This window comes from Magnetococcales bacterium (assembly GCA_015231175.1).
Taxonomy (GTDB): Bacteria; Pseudomonadota; Magnetococcia; order Magnetococcales; family DC0425bin3; genus HA3dbin3.
In genome coordinates, this window is the sequence record JADGBZ010000040.1 from 16,737 (window position 1) to 29,214 (window position 12,478).

Here is a 12,478-nt window from a genome sequence, read left to right on the forward strand (position 1 = left end):
CCCCTGGAACCCGTTTCGTGAGTGAATATGGCATCATGATGATTATTTTATGATTGGGTGGGTTATGAAACACCGAACGGCGGCAGAGACAAGGGCAAAAACGTGGTTTCATCGGTCATGCGGTTTCTCGTTGGTGGAGATGCTCCTGGTGATCTTGATCATGGGGATCGTTTCGAGCTTGGCTGCACCGCTGATCGGCAACTATATGGAGGCCTATCTCCAGGAACGCGATCTGAACAACGTTTCCACTCAGGATCGTCTGGCCATGGCTCGAATGAGTCGGGAATTGAGATCCGCGACCGACATAACCAGCGACACGGTTCCTTTTGCCGACCAGGCACAAGTGCAATTCACCCCGCAAGGGGGTGGCAGCACGGTGACCTATGTCGTCAACGGTGACAATCAGCTCGTCCGGACACAAGCAGGGGTGTCGGCGGTGTTGGCGGATCATGTGGCCTCCATCGGTTTTACCTCCAACAATGATGCGCCACCGGTCAGATTGGTTGACATAACCCTCACGATCATGCGCCAACACGTGAATGGCGGGAGTGTCGTTTTCTCAACCAGCATCAATCCGAGGAATTCACCATGAACGCCCATACGAAGGAATCCGGATCTCTGTTGATGGTTGCCCTGTTTCTGATTCTGGGGATCGGGGCGCTGGTGGCGGCGACCGCACGGATGGCCGGGGTGGAAACCCTGGAGACGAGTGAGGCTGTGCGGGGAGGACGTGCCCTGTTTTTGGCGGAATCAGGTCTGGAAAAAGCCAAATATCTTCTTCGATCCCAGGCGTGTACCCTGGCAGGGTTGACCTTGCCGGTAACGGGTCAGCTTGCCAGTGGAGAGAGTTTTTCTGTCGATATGACGGCCTTGGGGGGCAACCAGTTTCAACTGGACGCCACCGGTATGACCAGTTCAGCGCAGCGCAAGGTGCGGCAGATCGCCACTTGTACGGTACAGGGCATATGGCGGGCGGGCGGCCTGATCGGTTGTCAGGGTGTCACCATGGGCGGCACCGTGCTGACCGATGCCCTTGATTCTGGAACCGGGCAAACCAATCTGAATAATGGCGACGTGCGTACCATCAATCCCGGGGCGCCCATTCATTTGAGTGGCAATGTCAATCTGCATGGGGATGCCATCACGACGGGTGCAGGCAGCCATGTGTCGGTCGGGGGCAGCTCGCGGATATATGGTGATGCCAAGGTGACCGGAACGATCATCGGAACGAGCATCGATGGCGCAAAGGTTTCCGGTATGATGGCCACAACCACGGCAGCCGATTGCGACCCGCTCCAAGTCACCACTCTGGTCTCCGGCAAGATGACATCCTACCTGGCCGGTGCATATGGTGGAAATCCACCCGTTGCGACGAGTTATGCCCCGGGGAACAACACCACCACGACCGTTGGCACTGCAACCAACTACCATGTCAGCTCCTATGATCTGAGTGGCAGCCACGTTGTGGTCAATCTGCTTGGACCGGGTGGCGGGGCAAAGAGAAACTTCAACATTTACATTGCGGGTGGCGGGGCTTTTACCATCGGCAACCAGTCCAGTCTCAACCTGACTCATGGAGCCAACCTCACAGTTTACATGGCCGGTGGCGGCGTTTTCGACATCAAGGGTACGTTGTACATCGATCCCACTTCATTCTTGACGTTGTATACCACAGGGGATGTGGATCTTGAGGCACAAGGTTACGCAGGCAACCTTGCCGATCATTTTAAAATCTACAGCAGCTCCAGCGGTACGGTTGGCCAGGGAGGTGGATCATCGTTGGCCAGCGTGGTTTACGCACCTCTGGCTGCGGTAAACATGTTGGGAAACTCAACCCTGATTGGCGGCATGTGGGGCCGGGTGATCTCCAAGGATCAGGGCACGCCCAACTTTTTCTACGATGAAGATTTGAAGGATATACCCGATGGCAGCAAGGGAGTCATTGCCGTGGGTGCCTGGCAGGAGTTGTATTAAGGTTGACTTTCCAACGAGAGAGACATGCGAGGAGAGTGCCATGGTTCCCCATACGAAGGAGTCCGGATCCTTGCTGATGGTTGCCTTGTTCCTGATTCTGGGAATAGGCGCCCTGGTGGCGGCCATGGCACGCATGTCCGGCGTGGAAACCTTGGAAACCATTGAGGTCATCCACGGAGGACGCGCCCTGTTTTTGGCCGAGTCGGGTATGGAAAATGCCAAATACCGTTTGGTTGCCCAATCGTGTTCCCTGGTTGGTCTGACTTTGCCCGTGACCGGTCAACTGGCCGTTGGGGAGAGCTTTTCTGTTGGCATAACTTCCTTGGGAAACAATCAGTTCCAATTTGATGCAACGGGTACAATGGGATCGTCCCAGCGTAAAATACGCGAGATGGTCACTTGCACGGTACAGGGAATGTGGGATGCCGGCATAGTGGGTTGTCAGGGGATCAACTTGAATGGGAACGTGCATATCAACAGCGTCAACAGCAGTGTCAGCATGGCCAATCTGCTGGGACATGGGCACATCAGGACGATCCATGCGAACGCTCCCATAACGTTGAACGGAAATGTCGAAGAACACGGAAACGTCACAACCACCGGGAGTGGAAGCAACCTGAATTTGGTCGGAAACTCGACTGTTTATGCGGATGCCAAAGTAACCGGAACCATCTCCCTCCAACCCAACACCCACATATTGGGTTCAAGCTCCAGCGGGGTGGCGGCCACGACTACCTCTGCGGATTGTGACCCGTTGGGGGTGACAGCCCTCGTGTCTGGTCAACTCAGTGCAGCCGTGCCTGCCGGAACAGCGACGGCATACTCCTGGACTGGCAATGGCGCCTTCGTTGCCGCCGTGACCTATTATGCCACCTCTTTCAGTTTGGGATCCAACCGGACCATGAACATGGTTGGCCCGGGAAACTATGTCATCTACGTGACCGGAGGTGGCAACTTGAGTATCGCTGGCAATGCTGTTTTCAATGTTACGAATGGCGCCAATCTGACCATTTATATGTCAGGCGGCGGTACCTTCAGCGTTGGTGGTAATGGTGTTTTGAACCTTCTGAACGGATCAACGCTCACCTTGTATACCACAGGTCCGGTTGACATTCAGGGTAATGGGCTTGCCAACGCCGGCTTGCCCATTCATTTCCGCATCTATGACAGTTACAGTGGCGCCACTGCGCTGCGTCTGGGAGGAAACGCCCAACTCAACGGGGTGATTTATGCGCCCCTGATGCCCATCAGTATGGGCGGAAACCCAGGTGTGATCGGTGCGGTACGCGGCGCTTCCATTTCCAATAATGGCAATGTCGCATTCAATTACGATGAGGCGTTGGGATTGTTGGACGAAGGTGGCAAGAGCGTTGTGACGATGGGATCCTGGCAAGAGTTGTATTAAAGCCGGAAACCGCCCAGTTTTTCGACCTGCGCCGAGGAGATTTGTTGGACCTCACGCGCACGCTTGTCGACGATGGCACCGTGATCGAAGATGTTTTGGCTGGCCAAGTTGACCTCGATCATGGATTGAACCACATGGGTGGAGAGTTGGGTCGTGGCGGCGATGTTGCGGGCAATCTCCTGACTGGCCAGAGTCGCCTCTGCCACGTTGCGCGACATCTCCCCGACTCCCGTGGAGGCCTCGGCGACATTGCGGGTGACTTCGTGGATGCCTTGGGATATTTCGTGGACGCTGCGGCTGATCTCGGCAAACCCTGTGGTGGATTGCTCAACCAGGAGAGAAACCTGGGAAGTCTCCTGGGAGGTGGCATTCATGTTGTCGGCGATGGAGATGACGCTCTTCTCCTGTTCCTCCATGGCAAAAAGAATGTCTTCATTGACCTGGCGGATGCGGTCAATGATGTGTGTCACTTGTGTGGTGGCATCGTTGACCTCATCGGTCTGATTGCGTATCAGGTCGATGCGATCCGCAATCATTTTTGTGGCTTCTCCGGTTTGCCGGGCCAATTCTTTGACCTCGTTGGCTACAACGGCAAAACCCTTGCCGGCCTCACCAGCTCCGGCGGCCTCGATGGCGGCATTCAGGGCCAGCATGTTGGTTTGATCGGCAATGTTGTTGATCACCTCGACCACCTTGCCGATTTCCTGCACGGATTCAGCCAGACGGGACATGACCATGCTGTTGGTTTTCGAGTTTTGGCTGGCCGTTTCCGACTCCCTGGAGGCCATGTCGCACTTGTTGCGCACCTGGACCAGGGTGGTGGATAGTGCGGCAATGGCAGAGGTGATGGAGTGAATATTGTCGCTGGAACGACCGACGGACTCCTTGACCCCAATCATGTTGGTGCTGGCCTGCTCGGCAGCCGATGCCACGGTGTTCAGGTTGGTGCTGGCCTCTTCCGCAGCCGATGAGATGGTGCCCATATTGGCGCTCATTTGTTCTGAGGTGTGGGCAACGCTGCTCATGTTGGCGTTCATCTCTTCCATGGCCGATGCCACGGTGATCATGCGTCCGTCCAACTCCAGGATGGTGTCGTGTACGGTCTTGGCCTTCTTTTCCAGATCACCGGCTCCGGCAAACAACTCCTCCGAAACCTGACCGAATGAGGTGGCGTTTTCGTCCAACTCCCTGGAACGCTGGGCCAGGTTTTTGATGATGTCACCCAGGTTGCCACACATGTGGTTCAGGGCATGGACCAGGGTACCCATTTCGTCCCGGCGATGAATCGACAGGTGCTCGGTCAGGTCTCCCTGGGAGAGACGACTGGCAAATGCCACCGCTTGTTGAATAGGTGAGAGGAGCAGGGTATGCAGTAAATAATAGATGCCGACCCCAACCAGCAAGGCCAGCAGGGCCATGATGCCCAATTTGAAAACCAACTCCCGCAAAGCCTGGGACCGCATGGATGTTACATCAGTAAAAACAGCAACATGGCCAACGCTGGCTCCGCTATAGTCGGTCAAAGGAAAGTTGGCGCGCATCCAGTCGCGACCATCGACACTCTGGACTGGGTCAGGAGATTGGGCCAGGAAACGGGTCAGAATTTTTTTGGTGGTCGGGCTTGAAAAGTCATAATAAACCATCTCGCCGTTCACCACATCGCGACTGGAGTCGGCAAACCGTTTGGCATTCTCGAAGACCTTGGCGCGAATGCCGAGGGCAAACTCCGCTCCCGTGGCTTTTTGAGCTGAGGCAAAAATACCCTTGAGATCCCCGCCGAATTCAACCGAGCCGATATGTTGGCCGGAGATCGCTACTGGGTAGACAACACGCAAACCAGGTCCGGCGCGTCCAACCTCCAGGCCAATCACAGGTTTGTGATCCCGGTTGGCGGTGATGACCGTTTTGCGGAATTGGGAGAGATCATCGGCGAACTTCTTGGGCTCGTGAACTCGCAGAAAGCTGGTGGCGGGTGGCAGGTGAAATTGAAACTGTTCAATATTGAATGTCGTATTGAGCCGTTCCTCAAAAAACGGCACGGTCAGCTGCGTCAGGGTTGCCCGATCTCCTTTGGCAAAGGCATCCATCATCACCCTGTTCTGGATGATGGTCTCCAGAGTCATGGCATAATCACGTTCCTTGATGGAGATGGCGCTGTCCACCAGTTCACGAAATGTTTTGGAAGCAACCTCGGCATGTTCACCGATATTGCGCTGTGCCTCATGGTAGCTAAGAGAGCCCAGGATGATGCCGGTCAAGGCCATGGCCAAGAGTAACACCCCAAGAATCTTGGTGCGCAGACTGAGGTCAAGGACACGTTGTCGAGTGGTGAGGGACAAATTTGACAGCATAAGCATCATGTCGTTTGGAATGGGTCGCTGAAAGGGCGCCGAACAGCTGCCAACAATAAAAAAAATGCCCGAAAAAAAATACGGGCAATGAAACACAACAAAATGACCTGTCACCCATCTTCCTCCGCTGGAACGGATCCAGCGGAGGAGATGGGGATCAGATGTTTACGAAAACTCAGGCTGTGCTGGAGACCTCACCCTTTTCAAGAGCGGCCTGGGCAGCAGCCAGACGGGCGATAGGCACCCGGAACGGCGAACAGGAAACGTAATCCAGACCGGCCTTGTGGAAGAAGCGGATGGAGCTGGGATCACCGCCATGTTCACCGCAGACGCCAATCTTCATGCCTGGACGCCCTTGGCGACCTTTCGTGACGCCCATGGCGACGAGCTGGCCGACACCCTCCTGATCGATGGAGACGAAGGGATCCTTCTCGATAAGTTTTTTGTCGACGTATTCGGTCAGGAAGACACCGGCATCGTCGCGGGAGATGCCCAACGCCGTCTGGGTGAGGTCGTTGGTGCCGAAGGAGAAGAACTCGGCTTCCTTGGCGATTTTGTCGGCGATCAGTGCGGCGCGGGGCAGCTCGATCATGGTGCCGATCATGTATTTGACCTTCATCCCCTTCTCTTTGATGACCGACTCGCAAATGTTGACGCAGCGGACCCGCAGGCTGGCCAACTCGCTGAGGTAAGCGACGAGGGGGATCATGATCTCCGGAATGATGTCCGTCTTGTCCTGCTTCATGACATTGCAGGCGGCTTCCATGATGGCCTGAACCTGCATTTCATAAATTTCCGGATAGGTGATGCCCAGACGGCAGCCCCGGTGACCCAACATGGGGTTGAACTCTTTCAGGGCAGAAACGCGATCTTTGACTTCGGAGGCGGAGACGCCAAGAACCTTGGCGACCTCTTCCTGGCCTTTGGCGTCGTGGGGAATGAACTCGTGCAGCGGGGGATCCAGCAACCGGATGGTGACGGGACGCGGTCCCATGGCGCGGAAGATTCCTTCAAAGTCGCCCCGTTGAATGGGGAGCAGTTTGGCCAATGCCTTACGGCGGGAGGCCTCGTCCTTGGCAAGAATCATCTCGCGCACGGCGATGATCCGGTCTTCCTGGAAGAACATGTGCTCGGTGCGGCACAGGCCGATGCCTTCGGCGCCAAACTTGACAGCCTGAGCGGCGTCTTCCGGAGTGTCGGCGTTGGTCCGGACCTTCATGGTGCGGAACTCGTCGGCCCAGGTCATGAAGGTGCCGAAGTCGCCGGTCAACGCAGGCTGCTGGGTTCCAATCTTGCCAAGCATGACCTGCCCGGTAGAGCCGTCGATGGAGATCCAGTCACCCTGTTTGACCACCTTGCCCTTGTCCGTCGTAAATTCCTTGCCCTTGATGCGGATGGCGCCGCAACCAGCGACGCAGGGGGTTCCCATGCCGCGAGCCACGACCGCCGCATGCGAGGTCATGCCACCGCGAGCGGTCAGAATGCCCTTGGAGGCGTGCATGCCATGAATATCTTCCGGGCTGGTCTCTTCGCGGACCAGTATGACCTGCTTGCCATCTTTGGCCCAGGCTTCGGCTTCGTCAGCCGTGAAGACGGCCATGCCGGCGCCGGCACCAGGCGAGGCGGCCAGACCGATCGCCAGGATTTCAGCAGCCTTCTTGGCCTTGGGGTCAAAAGTGGGATGAAGAACCTGATCCAGGGAACCGGCTTCCACGCGGGCCACGGCCTCGGCCTTGGTGATCATCCCTTCGTTGACCATGTCCACGGCAATTTTCAGGGCGGCGGCTGCGGTCCGCTTGCCGGTGCGGGTCTGGAGCATCCAGAGTTTGTTCTGCTGGATGGTAAACTCCATGTCTTGCATGTCGCGGTAGTGATCTTCCAGCTTTCTGTAGTTGTCACAAAGCTGCCGGTAGAGATCGGGCATCGCCTCTTCCATGGCGGGTAGATCGGATTTTTGCAGATTTTTGCCGGCAACGGTGATCTGTTGCGGCGTCCGGATGCCGGCCACCACATCTTCGCCCTGGGCATTGATGAGGAATTCGCCGTAGAAGCGCTTGTCACCCGTGGCAGGGTCGCGGGAGAAGGCCACGCCCGTGGCGCTGTCATTGCCCATGTTGCCGAAGACCATGGACTGAACGTTGACGGCGGTACCCCACCATTCGGGAATTTCGTGCAGGCGGCGATAGGTGATGGCGCTCTGTTTCATCCAGGAACTGAACACGGCGCCGATGGCTCCCCACAGTTGATCGCGGGGATCTTCCGGGAAGGGCTTGCCGGCATCCTTCTGCACGATGGCCTTGAAGTCACCCACCATGGCTTTCCAGTCGGCGGCAGTCAACTCGGTGTCGAGTTTGATCTTTTTCTGCTCTTTGACCTTGTCGATATGGTGCTCGAAGTGGTCGGCATCGACGCCCATCACCACCTTGGAATACATCTGGACAAAGCGGCGATAGGAGTCATAGGCAAAGCGCTCGTCACCGGATTTTTTGATCAAGCCTTTGATGGTGGTATCATTGAGGCCCAGATTGAGGACGGTGTCCATCATGCCTGGCATGGAGGCGCGGGCGCCGGAGCGTACCGACACCAGGAGAGGGTTGTCGGCATCGCCAAACTTGGCGTTCATGCTCTTCTCTACCTTGGCAAGAGCGGCGTTGACCTCGTCGTGAAGATCGCCGGGCATTTTTTTTCCGAGGTTGTAATACTCCGTGCAGACTTCGGTGGTGATGGTAAATCCGGCTGGTACCATGATTCCGATACGGCACATTTCCGCCAGGTTGGCGCCTTTGCCGCCCAGGAGGTTTTTCATGGAAGCCTCACCATCGGCGGAACCGTCGCCGAAGTAATATACCTTTTTGTTGGCCATGATCGCGTTACCTTCCTTCTCTTGAATTAAAAGCAAATGGACAGTGCAAACTTGACTTGAATTTCACCCGATTCCGGTGGTCTCAAACCTCAGGGAGCACCAAGCGGCTGACATCGGCCACGCGGGCGAACATGTTGCGGACCCGGGACAGGAGATCGATACGCCGTCGCCGAACGCCCATGTCGGAATCCATAACCAGGATTTCATCAAAAAAGCGGTCGATCACCTCACGCAGACCGGCCAGTGTATCCAACGCAGCTTGGTAGTCCCCCTGACCGGCATACGCAGCCACGACAGTCTCCAATTTTTCCATGGCTTCCCGCAACCCCTGTTCTGCAGGATTCTCCATTGTACCACTCCCGATGTCGTTCGCCAATGCCATATCGGCGGCCAGTGCGTCACTCTGGCGCAAAATGTTGGCGATACGTTTGTTGGCGGCGACCAGGGCAGCGTAAGAGGGGAGTTGCTTGAATGCGTTCAGGGCGTGGACGCGGCGCACGATGTCGGCCAGGTCATCGAGACCCAGAGCCTCGACGGCATCGATAAGATCGTGGTCGATCGCCTCCGCTTTCAGGTGGGAGCGTAACCTGCCCAGAAAGAAGGCCATGAGCTCATGGGAGATGGCGGAGTCGTCCCGGTCCAGTTTTTCCCCATGGGTAGCGTAGCCCTGGCAGGCGGCCAGAATCCACTGACGCAGATTGATCTGCGGAAGTGCCTGTTGTTCCCCCTGGCGCGGCGCGTGGGCGGAGAACTCCAGAACGATGCGGATGATCCCCAGGGCAGCCCGACGCAGGGCAAAAGGATCCTTGGCTCCCGTGGGAACGAGACCAATCCCGAAACAGCCGACCAGGGTATCCAGTTTGTCGGCGAGGGCCAGCAGTTTGCCCGGCACGTTCTCTGGCAGCGAGTCGGCAGCGCCCTGGGGCTTGTAGTGATCGGCGATGGCGATGGCAGCGTCGTAATCCAGACCGGCAGCGCGTGCATAATATCCACCCATGATCCCCTGCAACTCGGGAAACTCCCCCACCATGCCGGTGATCAGATCACACTTGGCGAGGGGAGCGGCAGCGGCAACACCGGGCAGGGCATCGGAGGCGACAGCGTGGGCCAACTGAACGGCAAGGGCTTCCACACGCTGGGATTTTTGCCACAGAGTACCGAGACGAGCCTGAAAAACAACCTGCCGCAAACCGTCACGGCGCCTCTCCAAAGGGGTTTCGCGGTCAACCTTCCAGTAGAATGCGGCATCTTCCAGACGGGCGCGCAGAACCCTCTGGTTGCCTTGAATCAAGACCGACGGATCAGGCACCTCCATGTTGGCGACCAGGATAAAGTAGGGGAGGAGTTTGTTGGCGGCATCGACCACCGGAAAATATTTCTGATGGTGCTGCATGGATGTGGTCAACACCTCTGGGGGGATGTCCAGGTACTTGACATCGAATTCACCACGCATCGGGACAGGCCACTCCGTGAGGCAGGCGTTTTCCGCCAGGAGGGAGGGAGCGATCAGAGGGCGCCCACCAACCTGCTCCGCCAACCTTGTCGCTCCGGCACGAATGACATCTTCACGGCTTTTTTGCGACAGGATGACCCTGACGGTCGCCAGAAGGTCCATGTACTGGTAAAGACCTGTCACACGATAGTACCCCGGAGCCATGAAGCGATGCCCGGACACCTGGTCGCCGGCCTGGATACCCGCCAGGTTGACGTCAAGGAGTTCACCATCCAGGAGAACCACAAGATTGTGGATGGGACGAACGAAACGAAATTGTCCTGCCCCCCAGCGCATGGTTTTCGGCCATGGCAGGTTTCCGATCAGGTTGGGAATGAGGTCGACGAGGATTTCCCGGGCTGGACGTCCAGGTTGGGAGATACGCGCAACCAGATACTCCCCTTTGGGTGTGCTTTCTCTGGCGAGTTGCTGCATGGCCAAGCCACAGGAGCGAGCAAAACCCAGAGCGGCCTTGGTGGGTTTGCCAGCGCTGTCAAAGGCCTTCTCGACGGCAGGTCCGCGGCGATCCTCGATGCAGTCCGGTTGTTGAAATGCCAACTCCTCCACCCCGGCCATCAGGCGGCGAGGAGTGCCGTGACAGTCGATGCGTCCATGGGTCAAACCAGCCTGATGCAGGGCTGCGGCCAAGCGTTCGCCCAGACCATTGATCGCATCCGGGAGCATGCGGGCTGGGATCTCCTCACAACCAACTTCCAGGAGGAGTTCGCTCATGGCTGCTCTCCCTGAAGATGGCGTAAAAGAGGAAATCCAAGGCGTTCGCGCTGACGGATGTAACCATCGGCAACCTGTCTGGCCAGGTTGCGGACTCGCCCGATGTAACGGGCACGTTCCGTGACGCTGATGGCCCCACGCGCATCGAGAAGGTTGAACGCATGCGATGCCTTGATGACTTGGTCATAGGCCGGGAGTGGCAACTCCGCCTCTACAAGCCGTAAAGCCTCGCTCTCGTGATCACCAAAGAGCCGAAACAGGAGCTCAACATGGGCCAAGCGGAAATTGAAGTGGGAATACTCCACCTCATTGCGGTGGTAGATGTCCCCATAGGTTATGGTTTGGGTCCATTTCAGGTCGTAAACATTCTCTACGCCCTGGATATACATGGCCAACCGTTCCAAACCGTAGGTGATCTCACCGGCGACGGGATGGACTTCAACGCCACCGACCTGCTGAAAATAGGTGAATTGGGTCACTTCCATACCGTCGAGCCATACCTCCCAACCCAGTCCCCAGGCCCCCAAGGTGGGACTTTCCCAGTCATCCTCTACAAAACGGATATCGTGGTGGCTGGGGTTGATGCCAATCGTTCGCAAAGAGTCGAGGTAAAGATCCTGAATATCAGCCGGAGAAGGCTTCAGGATGACCTGAAATTGGTAATAGTGTTGGAGGCGATTGGGGTTTTCGCCGTAACGCCCATCGGCAGGACGGCGGGAAGGCTGGACGTAGGCCGCATTCCAAGGTTCCGGCCCCAGAACACGCAGAAATGTTGCTGGATGAAACGTCCCAGCGCCCATCTCAACGTCGTAGGGTTGCTGGATAACACAACCCCGCTGTGCCCAGTATGATTCAAGTGCAAGGATCAATTCCTGGAAGGTCACGGTCTCGGAGGCCTCCCCGCAGCCACGGGCAAAAGATTGGAAGTGAACTCGGCAAGCTACCTGCATGGGAAGTGTGCTGTCAAGCCCCAGCTTGCTTCAATTCTGAGGTAACAGATCCTTTGCCAATTTCAGGATCTTTTCAGGCAGACCCCCTTTTGACTTGCCCATTTCTTTCTGCGGGAAAATCAATCAGAGTCAGCTCTTGAAGAGTTCCTTGAAGCTCTGGGCGGCAAGCATCCGGTCTATCCAGACTTCCAACTCTTCCAGGGTGGCAAGGGCCAATTTTTCCTCGATCCATTTGGGGAGTGTGGAACCAAATTTCTGGTGGAGTTGGCGACGCAGGAGATGGGCAGCCCCTTTTTGTTTTCCCCTGGCCTCTCCTCGAACCTCTCCTTCCGCTCGTGCAAGTTCCACCGCCCCCCGGGCATCCTGGATGGCGATGCCGGCTTTATCGTAAAGTTCCAACTCTTCACATGACATATTGGCCATCATGGCTCTGACAAAGGCGTGGCGAATCGGTGCCGAGGCCATTCTTTCCGGTACCTCCTCCAGAGACCCGGCAAATTTGATGAACCAGATCCACTGGTCAAGAACCCCACCCAACTCCTCCAATGGCTTGTCAAACTTGGGCAGCTCGATAAAGTAGTGCAAAATTTCCGTCAGATGGGATTGGCCGGTGATGGTCTCCCGGGACTCGTGACGGGAGACGCAATGATCGAATCCTTCAAACAAGAGAAAATCGGTGATGGTGATCGCAATCACCTGGTTGAGTCTGGT

Annotated in this window: 8 protein-coding genes; 3 read left to right on the forward strand and 5 right to left on the reverse strand. The window is 56.7% G+C overall.

Annotated features, from left to right (window positions below; translation table 11 throughout):
• Positions 1-64: 64 nt before the first annotated feature.
• From HQL63_09820 to HQL63_09830, 3 genes are read left to right on the forward strand one after another with little or no spacing between them, the layout of a single operon-like run.
• Entirely contained in the window at positions 65-592 is a 528-nt protein-coding gene (locus HQL63_09820; protein MBF0177126.1) for a prepilin-type N-terminal cleavage/methylation domain-containing protein, read from the forward strand.
• The gene (locus HQL63_09825) at positions 589-1,974 is read left to right on the forward strand and encodes a hypothetical protein (GenBank protein ID MBF0177127.1); all 1,386 of its coding nucleotides are present in this window, start codon (positions 589-591) and stop codon (positions 1,972-1,974) included. The genes HQL63_09820 and HQL63_09825 overlap by 4 nt, the downstream gene beginning before the upstream one ends.
• Positions 1,975-2,014: 40 nt before the next feature.
• Positions 2,015-3,379, forward strand: a complete 1,365-nt coding sequence (locus HQL63_09830) for a hypothetical protein (protein ID MBF0177128.1) — start codon at positions 2,015-2,017, stop codon at positions 3,377-3,379.
• On the opposite strand, the gene HQL63_09835 is transcribed toward HQL63_09830, so the two are convergent.
• The 5 genes from HQL63_09835 to HQL63_09855 form a co-directional block, all read right to left on the reverse strand.
• The gene (locus tag HQL63_09835; GenBank protein ID MBF0177129.1) at positions 3,376-5,730 is read right to left on the reverse strand and encodes a methyl-accepting chemotaxis protein; all 2,355 of its coding nucleotides are present in this window, start codon (positions 5,728-5,730) and stop codon (positions 3,376-3,378) included. The two genes, HQL63_09830 and HQL63_09835, sit on opposite strands and share 4 nt — an antisense overlap.
• A 175-nt stretch (positions 5,731-5,905) precedes the next feature.
• Positions 5,906-8,593, reverse strand: coding sequence for a pyruvate, phosphate dikinase (locus HQL63_09840; GenBank protein MBF0177130.1), 2,688 nt, complete (start codon positions 8,591-8,593; stop codon positions 5,906-5,908).
• A gap of 82 nt (positions 8,594-8,675) precedes the next feature.
• Complete coding sequence (locus tag HQL63_09845; GenBank protein MBF0177131.1) at positions 8,676-10,817, reverse strand: glycine--tRNA ligase subunit beta; 2,142 nt, start codon at positions 10,815-10,817, stop codon at positions 8,676-8,678.
• Positions 10,814-11,701 carry a glycine--tRNA ligase subunit alpha gene (gene glyQ, locus HQL63_09850; GenBank protein ID MBF0177132.1) on the reverse strand — a complete coding sequence of 296 codons (888 nt, stop codon included), beginning with the start codon at positions 11,699-11,701 and terminating at the stop codon, positions 10,814-10,816. Before glyQ ends, HQL63_09845 begins: the two co-directional genes overlap by 4 nt.
• A 195-nt stretch (positions 11,702-11,896) precedes the next feature.
• A partial coding sequence (locus tag HQL63_09855; protein MBF0177133.1) for a PD-(D/E)XK nuclease family transposase occupies positions 11,897-12,478 on the reverse strand: 582 nt, incomplete at its 5' end.